This is a genomic window from Tropicimonas sp. TH_r6 (assembly GCF_033101155.1).
Taxonomy (GTDB): Bacteria; Pseudomonadota; Alphaproteobacteria; order Rhodobacterales; family Rhodobacteraceae; genus Tropicimonas.
The window spans coordinates 19785-38421 of the sequence record NZ_JAWMPX010000009.1 but is presented as its reverse complement, the minus strand read 5'-3'; the positions used below and the strand labels follow the sequence as shown (position 1 = coordinate 38421).

Sequence of the window (18637 nt, the reverse complement as noted above, 5' to 3'; positions counted from 1 at the left end):
CCACCGCGGACGGGATTTTTCGGCTTTATCCAGTCCAAGAGGGGCGCGTGTCAGGATGCAGTCAGCTTTCGCACTTATCCCGACGTAAACACCCTGCGGGATTCGTCTCTGACAGGCCATGTCGCGAAGTGTCACCGCGCATTTGGCCGGCTCTGATGCCCCGCTGCAACACGGGTCCACAGCGGCAAGTTTTCGCAGTGCGAAACGCGCCGGAAAGGATCATTGGCGCAGATGCGCGGGCCAGCGACGACGCGGGCCGAGTCGAAGGAGAAGGCGTGCCAAGGTATGGCCGAAGATCTCGAATTCTACACCGTCGATCCCGACGACGAAGATGTCGAACGGCGTGACATCAAGAAGCTCCTGACCGAATGCGGGCTGCTCTACGAGATCGGCATCGAGGCCTTCGTGGTCTGCCGCGATGGCGAGAAGCTGGTCGCCTGTGCCGGGCTGCAGCAGAATGTCATCAAGGATGTCGCCATCCTGCCGGATTATCGCGGCGGCGCGCTCAGCCTGACGCTGGTCTCCGAAGTTACCTATCTCGCCCATTCGCGCGGGTATTCGACGCTCTATGTCTATACCGAGCCGAAGAACGCCGAGTTCTTCCGCGGCTGCGGCTTCTACGACCTCGTGGAGATGCCGGACACGGTGGTGTTGATGGAGAACACCCCCATCGGCATCAAATCCTATTGCAAGCAGTTGCAGAAGCACCGGGTCGAAGGGGCGAAGATTGGCTGCGTCGTCGCCAATGCCAACCCCTTCACCTATGGCCATCGTTACCTGATCGAACAGGCGGCGAAGGAGTGCGACTGGTTGCATCTCTTCATGGTGAAGGAGGATGTCTCGCTCTTCACCTACCAGGACCGCTACTATCTCGCGGAAGAAAACATCCAGGGCATCCCCAACCTGACGCTGCATGCGGGCAGCCAATACATGGTCAGCCGCGCCACCTTCTCCTGCTATTTCCTGAAGGATCAGGGCATTGTCGGCAAATGCCACACGGCGGTGGACCTCTTGATGTTCCGCAACCACATCGCCCCCGCTCTCGGCATCACCCACCGTTTCGTCGGCACCGAGCCGTTCTGCGCGACGACGAACAAGTACAATCATGACATGATGGTCTGGCTGCAGGACCCGGTGCGCGGCGCCGGCCCCGCGCTGGACGTGGTCGAGATTCCGCGCACGGAGTATGGCGGCACCGCGATCTCGGCCTCCGAGGTCCGCCGGCACCTGCATGCGGGCGATCTCGACCGGATCCGAAACCTCGTCCCGCCGGCCACCTACGAGCTGCTGAAGACGAAATATGTCCCGCTGGTGCAAGCCGGCGCGTGAACACGAACAGGGCCGCGAAGCGCGGGCCAGATCAAGGAGAGCAACATGGAGCTCAAACAGGAGGCGCTGGCGGGCACGCTCGAATCCAGCGATCTCTTCATTCGAGTCTCGCCCTCGGAGGACCCGCTTGAAATCGCTATCCAGAGCGAGGTCATCCACCAGTTCGGCGAGCAGATCCGAGCGACGGTCGAGGAGGTGCTGGCGCATCTCGGCGTCACGCGCGGCATCATCGTCATCCAGGACAAGGGCGCGCTCGACTGTACGATCCGCGCCCGCCTTCAGGCCGCTGTGATGCGCGCCGCGGGCGAGACGACGATGGATTGGGAGGCGCTGAAATGAAACTCCGCCGCTCCATGCTCTTCGTGCCCGGCGCCAATGCCGCGAGCCTCTCGACTGCCTTCCTCTTCCGCCCCGACGCGGTGATGTTCGACCTCGAAGACGCCGTTTCCCTGCGCGAGAAGGACGCCGCCCGGCTGCTCGTCTTCCACACGCTCCAGCAGCCGCTCTATGACGGCATCGAGCGTGTCGTGCGCATCAACCCGCTGGACACGCCCTTCGGCCGCGACGACCTCGAGGCCTCCGTTCGCGGCGGCGCCGACACGATCCGCCTGCCCAAGACCGACACGCCCGAACAGGTCCACGAACTGGAAGCAGCCGTCGAGGAGATCGAGCGCGATTGCGGCCGCGCGGTCGGCTCGACCCACCTGATGGCCGCCATCGAGAGCGCCTCCGGCGTGGTCAACGCGCTGGCAATCGCCCAGGCCTCCCCGCGCATCACCGGTATCGCGCTCGCGGGGTTCGACTACGTGATGGACATGCAGACCGAGCGCGGCGACGGCACGGAGCTGTTCTATGCCCGCTGCGCCGTCCTCCACGCCGCCCGCGCCGCCAGGATCGACGCGTTCGACGTGGTCTTCTCAAATCTCGATGATGAAGAGGGCTTCCTGAAGGAGGTCGCGCTCATCAAGAAGCTCGGCTTCAACGGCAAGTCCCTCATCAACCCGCGCCAGATCGAGCTGCTGCACAACGCCTATGCGCCGACCCAGGAAGAGGTCGATTACGCGAAACGGGTCGTGGCTGCCGCGAAGAAGGCGGAGAAACAGGGCCTTGGCGTCATCGCCCTCGGCGGCAAGATGATCGACGGACCGGTGGTCGACAACGCACGTCGCGTTCTGGACAAGGCGGCCGCCTCCGGCCTGCGCAAGGAGTAATCGCCATGGCATCGAAACGTAACCCGATGGCCTCGCTTGGCGACCATAACAAGAGGCTGGAGCCCTTCGTCGGTTTCAACGCCAAAACGCCCTTCGTCTCCGGCCCCGGAGCCGATGGTGACCGCAAGATCGTCGAAAGCGTCGAAGAGGCCGTCCGCCGCGTCGGCCTCAAGGACGGCATGACCATCTCCTTCCACCACGCCTTCCGCGAAGGCGACAAGGTGATCAACCTCGTCGTCGAAACGCTGGCGAGAATGGGCTTCAAAGACCTGACGCTGGCGCCGTCCTCGCTGCTCGGCGCCAATGCCGCGATCATCCCGCATATCGAAAGCGGCGTGATTACAAAGCTCTACACCTCCGGCCTGCGCGGCAAGCTGGGCGAGGCGATTTCGAACGGGCTGATGGAGACGCCCGTCACCTTCCACTCTCATGGCGGGCGCGTTGCGCTGATCGACAAGGGCGAGATCAAGATCGACGTCGCTTTTCTCGGCGTCTCCGCCTGCGACCCGTTCGGCAACGCGAACGGCACCTCGGGACGCTCGTGGTGCGGCTCGCTGGGCTACGCCATGGTCGATGCGATGCATGCCGACAAGGTCGTGATGCTGACCGAGGAGGTCGTGCCCTTCCCCAACACCCCCGCCTCGATCCGGCAGGACCAGGTCGACTGGGTGGTGCAGGTGGAGGAGGTCGGCGATCCGGCCAAGATATCGGTCGGCGCGGCGCGCGCCACGACCAACCCGCGCGAGCTGCTGATCGCCAAGCTCTGTGCAGAAGTCATGGAACATGCGGGTTATTTCGAGGATGGATTCTCGATGCAGACCGGCACGGGTGGCTCCTCGACGGCCACCTCACGTTTCCTTGAGCGGCGCATGCGCGAGAAGGACATCAAGGCCGCCTGGGCACTTGGCGGCCAGACTGGCGGCATGGTGGATCTGCACCAGAAGGGTCTGATCGACACGCTGATCGACACCCAGAGCTTTGACGCCGTCGCCGCACGCTCCCTCGCGGACTCGCCCAAGCACATGGAGATCTCGACCCATTTTTACGCCAACCCATTCTCCAAGGGCGCGGTCGTGGATCGGCTGGACATGGTCATCCTCTCGGCGCTGGAAATCGATCTGGATTTCAACGTCAACGTGCTGACAGGCTCGGACGGCGTTGTGCGCGGCGCCATCGGCGGTCATGCTGACACGGCAGCCGGCGCGAACCTCTCCATCGTGGTCGGCCCGTTGCTGAGGACCCGCATCCCGACAGTGGTCGAGAGCGTGACAACCCGGGTCACTCCGGGCGAAACGGTCGGCGTGCTGGTCACGGATCACGGCATCGCGGTCAACCCGAACCGCCCCGATGTGGCCGATCGCCTCAAGGCCGCCGGCCTGCCGGTCGTGCCGATCGAGGATCTCTACCGCAAGGCCATCGCCATATCCGGCAAGCCCGAGCCGCTGCATTTCCTCGACAACGTGGTCGGCCATGTCCGCTATCGCGACGGCTCGGTCATCGACACAGTTCGCCAGATCGCCCCGTGAGCGCGCTGACACAGATATCCCCGGCAGCGTCCGCGCTGCCGGAGACCCCGGTCGCTGCCCCGCGACCGCTGGACGTGGCAAGTCTCGCGGATCTCGCCCATGAGGCGCTGCTCCGCGAGGTCTGGCTCACGCCCAAACCCGGCCTTGTCGATCTCCGCAATACCGGCTCCCATGCGGACATGGACGTCGCCCTTTTCGAAGCCAGCGCCGCCGCCATCGCACCCTTCTTCCCGCTTTTCATCGAGGCCGGTCAGGCCGACGCCGCCCTGCCCGCCCCTGCCACCCTGCCGGAGCTGCGCCGCCTCGGGCTCCATTGCGAAACGGCCATGCTACACGCCACCAAAGGTGTAAACACCCACAAGGGCGCTATCTTTGCCTTTGGCCTCGCGCTCGGCGCCGCCGGCCGTCTGGTTGCGAGGGAGGCGGCTCTGGAGCCCGTTGCTCTGTGCCGAGAGGTGGCTGCTATCGCCGCCGGACTCGTTGCGCGGGACCTCGCCGGTCACCATCGCACCGCCCGGACCGCCGGCGAGCTGGCCTTCCACCGGCACGGCCTGCCGGGCGCGCGCGGCGAGGCACAATCCGGATTCGCCACCATCCGCATGGCCGGCCTGCCTGCTTTTCGCACCGCCCGCGCGTCCGGCCGAAGCGAAGGTGACGCACTGCGCAGCGCCCTCGTGGCGCTCCTCGCCGAAAACAAGGACACGAACCTGATCTCCCGAGGCGGCCCCGACGGTCTCGCCTATGTCCGTCAAGAAGCGGCACGACTGCGCGCTGAAAACCTGCACCGCTTCGCCCTGACTGCGCGGCTCGAAGCTCTCGACGATGCCTTTATCGCTCGCAATCTCAGCCCCGGCGGCACAGCGGACCTTGTTGGACTCACCTGGTTCCTCGCCGCGCTCGGCTCCCGTCCGCCGGACCAGCGCAATGGCTGACCCGCTCTTCCGCGGTCCCGAAGTCGACCTCGCCGCCATACTCGAGGCCCGTGAGGCACGCGTCGCCCGCCGCCTCCGCGCGCAGGAGTTGCTGCGCCAACCGACCCTCGCGCTCAGCCTCGTTTTCCCCGGCCCTGTCAAGCTCTGTCCAGCGGCGCAACGGATTGCCGATGCGGCCCGCGCCACTCTTGCGGAACGCTTCGATGCACATGGCTGGACCATCACGCGCCACCACGACGAAGACACCCTGACGGGCCCCGAAGCGCTCTTTTCCATCGACATCGTCCCCACCACGCTCAAGGCCGAGATGGTGGCGCTGGAGGAAAGTCACCCGCTCGGCCGCCTCTGGGATCTCGACGTTCATGACGCTTCCGGAACCGCCCTGTCCCGCCGCGACATCGGCCAGCCGCCCCGCCATTGCCTTCTCTGCAACACCCCGGCCCATGGCTGCACCCGCTCGCGCGCCCACTCGCTTGACGAACTCCGTGTCGCCATCTCCGGGCTTCTCGGACAGGCCGAAGGGCTTGCGCCGGCCAGCCGGGGCGGTAAACCATGAGGACAGCCATCCCGCATTTCGAAAGCCCCCATGAGCCCGATACGCAATCCTGAAGCCATCGACACCCTCGGCGGGCATTGCGAGAATTATGATCTCGTGCTCGTTCCAGGCTGGAAGAATTCGGGGACCGAGCATTGGCAGACGCTCTGGGAGGAGAAGACGCCTCTCTTCAGCCGTATCACGATGAGCCGCTGGGACCAGCGCGACATCTATCTCTGGATCGATGCGATCAACCGGCACCTCGCGAGTTGCGACAAGCCGGCGATCCTGATCGGCCACTCTCTCGGCGCGCTAGCCTCGGCCTGCGTGATCGCCGAGGACCACCCGGAGATCGCGGGCGGTATGTTCGTGGCCCCCGCCGACCCCATGCGCTTTGAAGCGGAAGACATCATTCCCCATGGCCGCCTGCCACAACCCAGCGTTCTGGTCGCAGGGCATGACGACAAGCTGATCTCCATCGAACGGACCGAACAGCTCGCACAGTCCTGGGGCTCGGACTTTGTCGACCTTGGCACGGCGGGCCATATCAACGCCGAATCCGGCTTCGGCCGCTGGCCCTACGGGCTGAACATCCTTGTCGACCTTGTCGAGCAGATCGAAGCAGCTGCGGGGTGAAAAAATATCTGTCCCGGGAGCAAAAAACCCACCCGGTCCCGCTTGACGCCACCCGCGCCCCGGCCTAAAACGCCGCTCACGCCACGCGATGGACCCCATCGCTGGCGGGCAGCGGGCGGTTGTAGCTCAGTTGGTTAGAGTGCCGGCCTGTCACGCCGGAGGTCGCGGGTTCGAGCCCCGTCAACCGCGCCATCGCTGCTCAATTCAAAGGCCTCCGCACCCGCGGGGGCCTTTGGCGTTTTAGAACCGCCCTCTTCGGGACATGCTCTCGGCTACTTGCAATCAATGGGTTACAATGGCGCTCGTTAAATTCTCCAGGATTCTGGTGTTTGTGAAGGGGGTTTCCCCACTACAAACCCAGACGTTTCAGCACCTCGAGTATCCAGTCAAAAGTCTGCGGATTGCTTGCAGCAAGCGACCGCAACAATGCCGCATTGTTGGCTAGGATGTCCAATGCCGCGCCCGCCAAGCCGGTGGCAACAAGCTCCGTGCTTTTCTCCACAACCATCTTGGCAAAGGTCGCCACGCCCACCCCACAGGCTTTGGCTCCTTTCCAAAGGATCTCAGCAACGGCGGAGACCACATTGGACGCGGAATTTGCCTGTCCCTTCGCCGTCACTGCATCTTCGGCCATCTCCGCTACGGCCTGTGCCTGCTCCTCGAGGCTAGCGGAAATGGCCGGGTCCATCTCTGGGAGGTCCTTCAACGCCCCGGCAAGCTCCCGAACCGTTTCGGCCAGGTGCAAGGCGACCTCCGGCGAAAATGTCTCTTCCGGTGTCGGATCGCGATAGGCGCGCCACTCGGGAAATCGCTCGAGAAAGAGCGCAATTGCGGCGGCAAACTCCTGGAGTTCGGCAACATCATCCTCAGCCAATGTCTCCCCAGCCGTCGTGGAGAGGCGAATGATTCGGTTGCCATGGGTGCCGAGCTTGATCGGATTGACGTCTTCATAGCGCGCGCCGAGGGCGGTCTCGAAACGGGTAAGGACCTTCGACATTTTTGGCATCTGGTTGCCCAGACGTGGACGAAGGTCACCGAGATCTTCGAGGACTTCGCACAGGGCTTCCCAGCCTTCGCAGGCAAGGTCCCGCTGGGGGGCTTTCAGCTTGTCGCCGGGGCGGTCCTCGCGCCAGCCGTTCCCATCGTCCGTTACCTGCAAAGGTGCAGAGACTTGCCTAGGCGGCCTGGGCTCCGCGCCGATGGGCCGGGGCGGTGTGCCATCGGGGCGGGCGGCGGGGGTGTAAGGGCGCGGGCCACGGCGGCAGGCTGTTCAGATAGGCGAGGGTTTCGCGGGCACGCTCTTTTTCGCCCTTGATCTCGGAGAGGCGCGCGAGTTCGGTGTCTGCAGCGGTGGCGGGCGTGTCATGGAAGGTCAACCGTTGAAACTCGTCTGTTCCCAGCTTCGGGAGCCAGCGGAGAGGGCGCAGGTCAAGAACATTTGTCCCGTCGAGCATCAATGCTTCCAGCTCTTCAAGGCCCGCCATGACAGGGAGCTCGCTGACAGAGCTCTGGGAGAGGTAGAGGAATCTCAGGCCGGTCGGATCGCTCAAAGCGTTGAGGTTGCTGACGGCAGAGCTAAAAAACCAAAGGATTTGCAAACCGGTGTGACCGCTCAGGGCAGAGAGATCGCTGACGGAGTTCTGACTGAGTGAGGCATATCTCAGGCCTTCAAGGCGAGCCAGTTCCGGGGGGAAACGTTCAAGGGCACGGAAGGCTGGCCCATCGAAGGAGATCTCGGTCTTTCCCTCTGCGCGCGCGTTCGATCTCTTCCAGCGCGGCGGCATAGGCCGCGTCTGCGTCTCTCTGGGACATGGCACTCACTCCGCCACCATTTGGCGGCAGACTGGCCGAGGGGCGGTGGCGTGGCAAGGCGGCATTTTCCGCTTGACGGCGAGGGTCGTACAGCCTAGTTCCGGCGAACCGCGCGGTTGTAGCTCAGTTGGTTAGAGTGCCGGCCTGTCACGCCGGAGGTCGCGGGTTCGAGCCCCGTCAACCGCGCCACTTTCCCATCAAGTGAATTCTCCGCTCGGAGATGTTGATACCGTCTCCGGATGTGGGGAACGGCGTTCCCGAGGCCCTTTCTTCGCCTCCAGACTGGACATATCCCTGTCGCGGCGATCAAATCGACGGTGCAATCGCTGGCAAACGTTGTTCGCTGGATCGCCAAAGCAAGAGACACCCATGAGACTTCTCGACCGGATCAACGCAACCACTCTCGCGATCGTGGCCCTGCTACTGGGCCTCGCCCCGTTCCGGCCCGAACCTCACCTGGTCGAGAAACTGCGCATGCTGGCGCAAGGCACGCTCAGCCGACCCATCGACATTTTCGACCTCGCCCTGCATGGGGTGCCAATCCTTCTGCTGGCGCTGAAACTGATCCGGATTGCACGCACGCGGTGAGCGACGCGCCAGATCGCGACGGCGCTCCCCCTGCCCTCGCTCTGTTGCGCGGACCAAGCCCACCTTCGAAAAGACCCTGACGGCAGCGCCTTGCAGCGACGCACCGCCCATTCCGGCGCGAGGCCAGGGCGCATCAATACTCCAATATCAACGGAGAGCCGCGACTTGCCTGGCTCAAGGGTCTGAATGCAGGTCCCCATAGGTGTGGCCATTGTCGAAGAAGCCGATCCAAAGGTAATGCTTCCGGTGCTTTAGCTGCTCAAGGACCATGGGAAGGTAGATCCAGTCGATCCAGAGCTGGATCGTCTTGCTGCCCGGGTCGTATTTTGGCACTTCCAATTCCTCGTCCGGAACGAAGCGTATGACGCCGCCCGTAGACTGGGAGTTCGGCGTCGGCTCCCCCTGGAAGACGATATAGCCCTGCGAGGTCGGCTTGCCGGTCTTGTTGGGCAGGTAGCCCGCCATGTGATAGCGGGCATTTCGGATCTGGAGGATCTGTCGGCCGGGCAAAGCATTGACCGGCTGTCCCGAGAGTTTCATCACATCCCGGATATGATTGATCTGGCGGTCAATCTCTTCTTCGACTGCAATCGTACGATTCATCCTGGCTCATCCATACGGTGCGGGACTCACTTTCCTGCACTGGACGATGATCCAAAAAGGTTACCCGACAATTGCCAGTCATGACGTTTTCGGCGCGAGCGCGCTTTACGTCGACAAGGCCGCCAAAATCCGAGCCCAGCTGCGGATGCCCTTGTGGAAACTCTTCACGTCGTATTTCTCATTCGGCGAGTGGATGGCATCGTCGTCATTGGCATAGCCAATCAGCATCGCATCCATGCCGAGAACCTCCTTGAAGAACCCGGCAATCGGAATCGACCCACCCATGCCGACCAGCACCGCCTCGCGTTCCCATTCATCGCTCAACGCGCCGCGCGCGGCTTCGAATTCCGGCCGTTCGGTGTTCATCACGGCGGCTGGCGAGCCGTCGAGATCGCCATCCCAGGTCACGGTTGCATCCGGCGAGAGACGCGCCTCGACATGGGCGCGGACCTTCTCGCGCAGCCGGTCCGGATCCATCTCGCCGACAAGACGGCAGGTGAATTTGCAATGCGCCTGGCTCGGGATCACCGTCTTGGTGCCAGCGCCCATATACCCACCCCAGAGGCCGTTCACTTCCAGCGTCGGGCGCGCCCATTGCTGCTCCAGCGTCGAATAGCCCTGCTCACCATGCGCGCGTGTGAAGCCCACGCTTTCGAGATAGAGTGTCTCGTCGAAGCCACTTGCCTCCCATTGCCGCTTCATCTCCTCGGAGATCTCGGTCACGCCCTCGTAGAACCCCTCGACGGCAACACGGCCGGTCTTGTCGTGGAAGGACGTGATGATGCGGGCGATTTCCCTGAGCGGGTTGAGGCCAGGGCCGCCATAATGGCCCGAATGCAGGTCGATCCGGGGGCCGGTGATCGTGAACTCGTCCTTCAGCATGCCGCGCAGCTGGCTGGCGATGGACGGCACGCCGGGGGCGACCATGGAGGTGTCGCAGATCAGCGCGAGATCGGCTTTCAGCTCCTCGGCATTCTCCTGCATGAAGGGGATGAGCGAGGGGGAACCGCTCTCCTCCTCACCTTCCATAAAGAAAGAAATCTTCGCCGGCAGGCTGCCATGGACGGCCTTCCAGGCCCGGCAGGCCTCGACGAAGGTCATGAGCTGTCCCTTGTCGTCGGAGGCGCCGCGACCGCGGATCACCGGGCCGTTCCCGGTCTCCTGCAGCACCGGCTCGAAGGGCGGCGTCTTCCACTGGTCGAGCGGATCGACCGGCTGGACGTCATAATGTCCGTAGAAGAGCACATGCGGGCCGGAATCGCTGCCATGGGCGACGACCATCGGGTGGCCCGGCGTTTCGCGGCGAGCGGCGTCGAAGCCGATCGAGGCGAGATCATCCACCAGCCATTGCGCGGCCGCGTCACACTCGGCCTTGTAGGCCGGGTCGGTCGAGACCGACTGGATCCGCAGCAGCTCCATCAAACGGGTGATGGAAGCGTCGAGATCGCTGTCGATACGATCAAGAACGGGGGCGAGGCGGGGGTCGGTCATGGAAGGCTCCTGCGCAAACTTGCGAGCAGACTAGTCCTTTTCGACAGGGGAGGGAATCCGCAAAAGGGACGATTTTTCTTATCTGTGGCAATAATTTGTCTGTTCGGCCACACGGCCGTGTCGATGAAGAAAACCGCATGTCACGGCCGGGAACGCGCGCAGCGCTCCCGGCACGTATCTGTGCGCATCAGCTTTCCGGGCTGTACCAGATCGCCGAGGTATAGGCGCGCTCCTGGTGCTCCGTTTCAGCGGCCTCCGGGATATCGATGCCAAAGCGGACGCTGTCATAGACAACCCAACGCGGCGTCGGGATCTCGATCACGCGGGCATAATAGAAGGCTGACTCGGCAGGATCGAAATCCGGATCGGTCCAGACGGCGAGCAACTCCGGCGCACCGATGCTGTTGGTATAGCTGGCCGCTTCGAGGTCGACCGTGCTGCCGACGGCGGGAAGCTTGCCATCCGCATCCGGATCGCGGCCCTGGGACCACGCAACGTCATAGACCTTCTCGTGCAACTCGCCTTCCGCGTCGATCCAGCCCTTCACGATCTGCAACCGGTCGAGATTTGCCCCGATCGGATCGCGCAGCGCATAGGTCATGAAAACGGGAGCTTCGGCCCCATCGGGCGCGGGGCGCAGGTCGCCGCCCATCGGCACGCCCCGCCCATAGCCGGCAAAGGCCGGCTGGCGCGCGCGCAGGTCGGTCTCGGTGAAATCCCAGCCGCCGAAGAAGCGCACCGTGATCCGCGGACCGGTGGTCGCATAGGTCTCCTTGCGCGCCATCGCATCCCAGAGCGACTTGCGCGTGTTCTCCTCCGCCCAGATGCCGGTATAGCCCGAGGCGACCAACTCATAGCCCTCGAAGGCGCCCTTGTCGGTCTTGGTGAACGGGTGCTGCATGCGGGTTGGCGAGGGTTCCGCATTGGTGGCCTTGCCGAAATAGTTGTCGCTATCGGCCGTTGCCAGAGAGGTATGGCTGTCCGTGGCGCCGGACGCGCCGAACTTGTAGGGGTTGACGCCGAGCTTGCGCTCAAGGGCCAGGCCTTGCTTGAGCGCCTCGCGGGCATATTCGCTCTTCAGCATCGCCTCGGTCTTGGCCTCGGTCAGGTCGAGATTGCCCGCATCCCAGGTCTCGTAATCGGCGAACTCATCCTCCGGCGACAGAACCGGGTGGGTCTCGCCATCGCCCTTGATCTGGGTGAACTCGTAGAGCGGCTCCCATTTGGCGCGCAGGCTGGCATAGGTCTCGTCCACCGGCGCGCCGGTATATTGCTGCTCGGTCGGGAACATCAGACCGTTGGACAGGTTGCCGTTATGGGCCAGCGAGAGCGCCTGCCCGCCTGTCCGCGCCTCGTACTCCTCCAGCCATTTGTAGAGGTCCAGCGGGTCGGTCGAGCCGATCGGGGCCTGGGTCACCATGGGTTCGACCTGCATCGCCCTGTCGCCATTGTCGCGCAGGATCACATTGCGGTGCAGGTTGTTGCCCTTGACCAGCGAGGTCCATTCATAGGCGATGAAAGCGGTGAAGACGCCGGGATCGTTATATTCCTCGGCCTTGTCGACAACCGTCTCCCAGACCGATGCATAGATCGGCGAGCCCGGCGAATACTGCGCCATCAGTTTCGGATCGATGGTGCCCTGGCTGAAATTGGTGATCAGGTCCAGCGCCGCGGCGGCACTGGCCTCGCCCCCCTCCGCAAGCGCCTCGGCCCAGCCGCGGGACTGTTCGAAGCTCATGATGTTCGACTTCTGGTCCAACATGTCGAAGATCAGGCCCATCCCGTCGGAATGGTCTGTCAGCGCCATCCAGTCGAGCGGGCGCGCGAGCTTGACCGGCTGGCCGGACGCCGCCTGGACCTCCTCGCCCCGCGCGAAGCGATAGGCGGTGTCATGGCCGGTGGTGTTGCCGAAGAGACCGGCATCGACCGAGTAGCCCGTGTGCAGATGGGTGTCTCCCCAATAGACCTTCGACGGGAAGCCCCGCTGGGTATAGGGCGAATAGGCCTTGCCGGGATAGAGCCCTTCGAGGGATTCCGGGCTGGGATGGATTTGAGCGGAGGCCGGCAGGGCTGTCAGGAGACAGCAGGCGGCAACGGAGGCGCGAAGAGACATCGGTAACTCCCTGAGTTCAAAACGGGCCGCTTCAAGCGCGACTCTTGTTTCCTGGAATAAAGACTAGACCTCCCGCGGGAAAAGTCACCTGATTCCCGCATAGATTGTGCATCCTTGGGTGTTTTCGGGACGGAAACGCGCGAGCCGGCGTCTCGCCCGGCCCGCATTGCGCTTCGGCCTCGCGTCGCCACGCGGGAGATGGGCAGTCCCGAACCGCTAGTGCTGCGGGACGACCTTGCCCGGGTTGAGAATGCCGGCCGGGTCGAGCGCGCGCTTGATATCGCCCATGAGAGGCCAGGCCTCGCCATGTTCGGCCGTCATGTAGTCGAGCTTGCCCATGCCGACGCCATGTTCGCCCGTGACCGTCCCGCCAAGCCGCAGCGCCCGTTCGACCATGCGATGCGAGAGCGCCTTGGCGGCCTCCAGCTCCTCGGGGGCCTCGTCATGAATCAGCAGGATGGCGTGGAAATTGCCGTCGCCCATATGGCCGAGGATCGGTCCGGGGATCGGGCTTGCGGCGATATCGGCGCGGGTCTCCTCGACCGCTTCGGCCAGCCGCGAGATCGGCACGCAGAGATCGGTCACCACCGCGCGCGCGCCCTTGCGGCTGGCAAGGATCGCCCAATAGGCCGTGTGCCGCATCTCCCAGAGCGCGGAGCGGTCCTCGGCCTTTGTCGACCAGCGGAAGCCCTCGCCGCCCATCTCCGCGACCAGCTCGCCAAAGCGCTGCGCCTCCTCGGCCACGCCTTGCTCGGACCCGTGAAACTCGACCAGAAGATGCGGCTTCTCGGCGAAATCCGCCGCCGAATAGGCGTTGACCGCCGCCGCCGTCGCCGCGTCGACGAACTCGATCCGCGCCACCTTGATGCCGGACTGGATCGTCGCCATCACGCAATCCACCGCGTCGCCGATCCCCCCGAAGGCACAGATCGCGGCCGAAATCGCTTCTGGCTGTCCATGCAGACGAAGGGTCAGTTCGGTGATCAGTCCCAGCGTACCCTCCGAACCGACGAAAAGCCGGGTCATGTCGTAGCCGGAGGCGGATTTGCGCGCCCGCGTCCCGGTGCGGATCACGCGGCCATCGGACAGCACGACCTGCAAGCCCAGAACATTGTCCGCCATCGTGCCGTAGCGCACGGTCGTTGTCCCGCTGGCCCGCGTGGCCGCCATTCCGCCCAGCGAGGCATTGGCGCCCGGATCGACCGGGAAGAACAACCCCGTCGTCCGCAGGTCCCGGTTGAGTTCTTCGCGGGTCAGCCCGGGCTGGACCACGGCGTCCATATCCTCCGGGTGGACTTCCAACAGCCGGTTCATCCGGGAAAAGTCGACACAGACCCCGCCCTGGATCGCCAGCGCATGGCCTTCCAGCGAGGTCCCCGCGCCCCAACCGACCACCGGGCAGCCCTGATCGGCACATGTCGCAAGGATGCGTGAAACGTCATCGGTGCTCTCGGGATATGCCACCGCATCGGGCGGTGTCGGGGCGAAATAGCTCTCCGATTGTCCATGCGCGGCAAGATCCGACTTGGAGCGCGACAGCCGATCGCCTAGGAAACTTTCAAGAGAGTCTAGTGTCGTGGCGATGGTCATCCGAACCTCCCCTTCGCTGGACCGACTGGCACCCTAGGGCAGGCGGGCCCCAAGGGAAAGACCGCCCCTGCCCGCGAAAGGCTGCGCGTGGCTGAACGCACGAGAGAGCTGATCCGTCGTCAGTGGGACGAGACGCTGGGCGCCGTGCGGCGTGGCTGGCAGCTCCTGCTGCGGCAAGGTCCGAGCCAGGTGCAGTTCTGGTTCATCGCGCTGGCGGTCGGGATCGCGGCCGGGTTGGCGGCGGTCGGCTTCCGCTCCGGGATCACCTGGCTTCAGGCAACGCTCTACGGCGCCGAGGATGTCGAGCATATCCACAGCTTCGCCCGCACCCTGCCCTGGTGGTTGCTGCTGTGTCTGCCGATTTGCGGCGGTCTCGTGGTCGGGCTGATCCTCGGTCGGTTCACACCCGACGGACGGGTCCGCTCCGTGGCCGACGTGATCGAGGGCGCAGCGCTCAACCGTGGGCAGGTCGAGATCAAGGCTGGCCTCGCCTCGGCCGCCGCTTCGCTGATCACCCTCTCCTCGGGTGGCTCTTCCGGGCGCGAGGGGCCGGTGGTGCACCTCGCCGGCGTGATCTCGACATGGGTCTGCCGGCGCATCGGGGCGAGTGGCATCACCGGACGCGACCTGCTCGGCTGCGCCGTGGCCGCCGCCGTCTCGGCGAGCTTCAACGCCCCTATCGCCGGCGCGCTCTTCGCATTGGAGGTGGTGCTGCGCCATTTCGCCGTCCACGCTTTCGCGCCGATTGTCATCGCCTCTGTCGCCGGCACCGTGATCAGCCGGCTCGAGTTTGGCAATGTCACCGAGTTCACCCTGACGCCGAAGAGTTCGCTCTCCTTCTATGTCGAGCTGCCGGCCTTCCTGTTGCTCGGGCTGCTCTGCGGGCTGGTCTCCGTGCTTCTCATGCGGGCAATCTTCTTTGCGGACGATCTCGGCACGCATCTTCAAAAGAAGTGGAAGATCCCGTTCTTTCTGCGCCCGGCCATCGCCGGCGCACTGCTCGGCCTGCTGGCCATCGGCTTTCCGCATATCATCGGCGTGGGCTACGAGACGACCGCCGCCGCCCTGCGCGCCGAGCTGTTCTTCCATGAAGCCCTTGTCTTCGCCATCCTCAAGGTCATTGCCGTCGCCATCACCATGGCAGGCCGGATGGGCGGTGGGGTCTTTTCTCCCTCGCTCATGGTCGGCGCGCTGACCGGCCTCGCCTTCGGCTATGTCGCAACCCAGATCGTGCCGCATTACTCCGGCACGGGTGAGCTTTACGCGCTGGCCGGCATGGGCGCGGTCGCCGCCGCCGTGCTCGGGGCACCGATCTCGACGACCTTGATCGTCTTCGAACTGACCGGCGACTGGCAGACGGGTCTTGCGGTCATGGTTGCCGTCTCGCTCTCCACCGCGCTGGCAAGCCGTCTGGTCGACCGCTCCTTCTTCCTGACCCAACTCGAACATCGCGGCATCCATCTGTCGGCCGGACCACAGGCCTATTTGCTGTCGATCTACTCGGCGGCGGTGATCATGCGCTCCAAGGACTCGCCCCGCGCGGCCCCCGAAGACGCCTGTCTGGCGCTGATCGAGCAGGGCGTCTCGATCACACCGGAGACGACGCTGGAGGTCGCCCTGCCAATGTTCGACGCGACCGGACAAGCCCTCCTGCCGGTCGTGGCCCCGGTCGCCGAAGGGGGACAGCCGGAGCTGATTGGGGCGTTGTTCCAGATCGACGCGCTCAAAGCCTATAACCGGGCACTGGCGGACACGGCAGCCGAGGAGCATTCCTGACGCCCCCATTATCCGGGTCTTGCGAGATAGCCGCCGAACGCTCGGGTATCAGCCCAAAAACCGCTGATGCCTCATCGCAATGGTGCTTTGATATGTGAGGGGGCCAAGACCACTTCGACGCAAACTCATACGGTTGGGAGTACGGTTGGGAGGAAGTGGTGGGCGACCCTGCCACCATTGTTGTGTCGCGTCATGTCGTGTGGTGTTTCGACAAGCCTCAGAAATAAATAAAAAAATCTGATTTGGCGTTGCGTGGCGTTGCAGGCGGTTGCGTCCGTGCGCTGTATTTTCGGCGGGCAGGATGTGGGTGCAACATGTCGAAGAAGGTTTCCGAAATGTCAGCCGTCGAGGTGAAACGCCTTCGACATCCAAGCCGTGGGCGCAACGTGACGTTCGCCGTTGGTGGCGTCTCGGGCTTGCTGCTGCAAATCACGCCATCAGGTGCTCGTTCATTCATACTTTGCGGACATCTTGGACCTGCGGCGCTGTCTATGCCAGCTACCGACGCGTTGACGGACCGCTGAACCTGTTCGTGGATAGTTCCGGGACGGTTTTTGCGAGTGACGGGTTCGGAATTTGGCACGAACGCAGAGGTCGTGGGCACAAGGGGCATCCGGCTATGGACACGGCCGCATCCAACATCCGGGCGGTTGAGTTCAAACCCAGCCGGGATGGCAACAGCCCAGACCTGCCAGCACCAGCCGGAAGTCTCTCAGGCCTTTGCTGCTTGAAGGGGTTTCCGGTCATCTGGGTAAACGAAATTCAGCGTCGTCCCCCCATGACGGCGCAAGTGCTTTTACGTCATTTTGGGCGCTCAGAAGATACCTTGGGGCGCTTTCAAGGGGCCGGCGCGTGCCGGCCCCGCCACTCAATGCTCGGGTTCAGAAGAAACCAAGCGCGTTGTCGTCGTAGGAGACAAGCAAGTTCTTGGTCTGGCGATAGTGGTTCAGCATCATCTTGTGGGTCTCGCGGCCAATGCCGGATTGCTTGTAGCCACCGAAAGCTGCGTGAGCCGGATAGAGGTGGTAACAATTCGTCCAGACACGCCCCGCCTTGATGCCACGCCCTACGCGGAAGGCGCGCGAGCCGTCGCGGGTCCAGAGGCCGGAACCGAGGCCGTAGAGCGTGTCATTGGCAATCTCCAGCGCCTCGGCCTCGTCTTTGAACGTGGTCACCGAGAGGACCGGGCCGAAGATCTCTTCCTGGAAGATCCGCATCTTGTTGTTGCCCTTGAAGACGGTCGGCTCGATATAGTTGCCGCCCTCCAACCCGTCGCCCAGGATGCTCTGGTAGCCGCCGGTCAGGCATTCGGCGCCCTCCTGCCTGCCGATCTCGATATAGGACAGGATCTTCTTCATCTGGTCGGTCGACGCCTGCGCCCCGATCATCGTCTCCGGCGCCAACGGGTTGCCCTGCTTGATGTCGGCGACGCGGGCGATGGCTTTCTCCATGAAGGCGTCATAGATGCTTTCCTGCACCAGCGCCCGCGACGGACAGGTGCAGACCTCTCCCTGGTTGAGCGCGAACATGGCGAAGCCTTCCAGCGCCTTGTCGAAATAGGCGTCATCCTCGGCCATCACATCGGCAAAGAAGATGTTGGGGCTCTTGCCGCCGAGTTCCAGGGTCACCGGAATGATGTTCTGCGAGGCATATTGCATGATCTTGCGGCCGGTTGTGGTCTCGCCAGTGAACGCAACCTTGGCGATGCGCGGTGAGGTCGCCAGCGGCTCGCCAACCTTGCTGCCGGTCCCATTCACCACGTTGAGCACGCCGGGGGGCAGGATATCGCCAATCAGTTCCATGAGCACCATCATCGCGCCGGGCGTCAGCGAGGCGGGCTTGATCACCACGCAATTGCCCGCGGCCAGCGCCGGGGCGATCTTCCAGGCGCCCATCAACAGCGGGAAGTTCCAGGGAATGATCTGGCCCACAACGCCAAGCGGCTCGGGGAAGTGATAGGCATAGGTCTTGGCGTCGATCTCGCCGACCGTGCCCTCTTCGGCGCGGATACAACTGGCAAAATAGCGGAAATGGTCGATCGCCAGCGGAATGTCGGCGTTCAGCGTCTCGCGCACCGGCTTGCCGTTATCCATGCATTCGGCCACTGCGAGCAGCGTGGCGTTCTGCTCCATCACATCGGCAATCTTCAGCAGCAGGTTCGAGCGCTCCGAGATCGACGTGTGCTCCCAGCTCTTGAAGGCGGCATGGGCGGCATCAAGCGCGCTTTCCACATCTTCTGCGCCGGAACTGGCGACCTCGCACAGGATCTCGCCTGTGATCGGGGTCGGGTTCTGGTAATACTCGCCGGAGATCGGCGGCACGAACTGACCGTTTATGAAGTTCCCGTAGCGTGTCTTGAACGGATAACCGACGCCGAGATGGGTGGTGTCGAGCGCGGCACTGATGGTTTCAAGGGTTACGACATTCATTGTGGTACCTCTGCGGTTCTGTCCCCGGGGCCGTTGGCGGCGGCGCAGGAACGGGTGGTGCGCGGC

The 18637-nt window shown here is 63.8% G+C and carries 16 protein-coding genes and 2 tRNA genes; 11 read left to right on the top strand and 7 right to left on the bottom strand.

Annotated elements, in window-relative coordinates:
- Positions 1-285: 285 nt before the first annotated feature.
- The 8 genes from citC (at position 286) to R3X27_RS10825 (ending at position 6361) form a co-directional block, all read left to right on the top strand.
- Positions 286-1329, top strand: coding sequence for a [citrate (pro-3S)-lyase] ligase (gene citC, locus R3X27_RS10860; RefSeq protein ID WP_317708879.1), 1044 nt, complete (start codon positions 286-288; stop codon positions 1327-1329).
- Positions 1330-1374: 45 nt separating this feature from the next.
- The gene (gene citD, locus R3X27_RS10855; protein WP_317708878.1) at positions 1375-1668 is read left to right on the top strand and encodes a citrate lyase acyl carrier protein; all 294 of its coding nucleotides are present in this window, start codon (positions 1375-1377) and stop codon (positions 1666-1668) included.
- A complete protein-coding gene (gene citE / locus R3X27_RS10850) occupies positions 1665-2540 on the top strand; it encodes a citrate (pro-3S)-lyase subunit beta (protein WP_317708877.1) in 876 nt (291 codons plus the stop codon). Before citD ends, citE begins: the two co-directional genes overlap by 4 nt.
- A gap of 5 nt (positions 2541-2545) precedes the next feature.
- A complete protein-coding gene (citF, locus tag R3X27_RS10845; RefSeq protein WP_317708876.1) occupies positions 2546-4066 on the top strand; it encodes a citrate lyase subunit alpha in 1521 nt (506 codons plus the stop codon).
- Positions 4063-4998 carry a triphosphoribosyl-dephospho-CoA synthase CitG gene (citG, locus tag R3X27_RS10840; protein ID WP_317708875.1) on the top strand — a complete coding sequence of 312 codons (936 nt, stop codon included), beginning with the start codon at positions 4063-4065 and terminating at the stop codon, positions 4996-4998. Before citF ends, citG begins: the two co-directional genes overlap by 4 nt.
- On the top strand, positions 4991-5554 hold the full coding sequence (gene citX / locus R3X27_RS10835; RefSeq protein ID WP_317708874.1) for a citrate lyase holo-[acyl-carrier protein] synthase: 564 nt from the start codon (positions 4991-4993) through the stop codon (positions 5552-5554). The genes citG and citX overlap by 8 nt, the downstream gene beginning before the upstream one ends.
- Before the next feature lie 30 nt (positions 5555-5584).
- Positions 5585-6169, top strand: coding sequence for an alpha/beta hydrolase (locus tag R3X27_RS10830; RefSeq protein ID WP_317708873.1), 585 nt, complete (start codon positions 5585-5587; stop codon positions 6167-6169).
- Between the two features lie 115 nt (positions 6170-6284).
- Positions 6285-6361 (top strand) — tRNA-Asp (locus R3X27_RS10825).
- Positions 6362-6518: 157 nt separating this feature from the next.
- On the opposite strand, the gene R3X27_RS10820 is transcribed toward R3X27_RS10825, so the two are convergent.
- Both R3X27_RS10820 and R3X27_RS10815 read right to left on the bottom strand, forming a co-directional pair.
- Complete coding sequence (locus R3X27_RS10820; RefSeq protein WP_317708872.1) at positions 6519-7166, bottom strand: hypothetical protein; 648 nt, start codon at positions 7164-7166, stop codon at positions 6519-6521.
- A 178-nt stretch (positions 7167-7344) separates the two neighbouring features.
- On the bottom strand, positions 7345-7953 hold the full coding sequence (locus tag R3X27_RS10815) for a hypothetical protein (protein ID WP_317708871.1): 609 nt from the start codon (positions 7951-7953) through the stop codon (positions 7345-7347).
- Between the two features lie 140 nt (positions 7954-8093).
- Between R3X27_RS10815 and R3X27_RS10810 the strand changes: the two genes are divergently transcribed.
- Together R3X27_RS10810 and R3X27_RS10805 are read left to right on the top strand one after the other, a co-directional pair.
- Positions 8094-8170, top strand: a tRNA-Asp gene (locus R3X27_RS10810).
- A gap of 180 nt (positions 8171-8350) precedes the next feature.
- A complete protein-coding gene (locus R3X27_RS10805; RefSeq protein ID WP_317708870.1) occupies positions 8351-8569 on the top strand; it encodes an RND transporter in 219 nt (72 codons plus the stop codon).
- A gap of 174 nt (positions 8570-8743) precedes the next feature.
- Here the strand turns inward: R3X27_RS10805 and R3X27_RS10800 are convergent, their stop codons facing one another.
- The 4 genes from R3X27_RS10800 to R3X27_RS10785 form a co-directional block, all read right to left on the bottom strand.
- A complete protein-coding gene (locus R3X27_RS10800) occupies positions 8744-9172 on the bottom strand; it encodes a hypothetical protein (RefSeq protein WP_317708869.1) in 429 nt (142 codons plus the stop codon).
- 105 nt (positions 9173-9277) lie between these two features.
- Positions 9278-10663: a M20/M25/M40 family metallo-hydrolase gene (locus tag R3X27_RS10795; protein WP_317708868.1), complete on the bottom strand. Its 1386-nt coding sequence runs from the start codon at positions 10661-10663 to the stop codon at positions 9278-9280.
- Positions 10664-10850: 187 nt separating this feature from the next.
- The gene (locus tag R3X27_RS10790) at positions 10851-12776 is read right to left on the bottom strand and encodes a DUF3604 domain-containing protein (protein WP_317708867.1); all 1926 of its coding nucleotides are present in this window, start codon (positions 12774-12776) and stop codon (positions 10851-10853) included.
- 216 nt (positions 12777-12992) lie between these two features.
- Positions 12993-14366 (bottom strand): FAD-binding oxidoreductase, encoded by a 1374-nt coding sequence (locus tag R3X27_RS10785; protein WP_317708866.1) that lies wholly within the window; start codon positions 14364-14366, stop codon positions 12993-12995.
- An 87-nt stretch (positions 14367-14453) separates the two neighbouring features.
- On the opposite strand from R3X27_RS10785, the gene R3X27_RS10780 reads away from it, so the two are divergent.
- Complete coding sequence (locus tag R3X27_RS10780) at positions 14454-16142, top strand: chloride channel protein (RefSeq protein ID WP_411572483.1); 1689 nt, start codon at positions 14454-14456, stop codon at positions 16140-16142.
- 881 nt (positions 16143-17023) lie between these two features.
- Here R3X27_RS10780 and R3X27_RS10770 read toward each other — a convergent pair.
- Positions 17024-18571 carry an aldehyde dehydrogenase family protein gene (locus tag R3X27_RS10770; protein ID WP_317708865.1) on the bottom strand — a complete coding sequence of 516 codons (1548 nt, stop codon included), beginning with the start codon at positions 18569-18571 and terminating at the stop codon, positions 17024-17026.
- Positions 18572-18637: the final 66 nt, after the last annotated feature.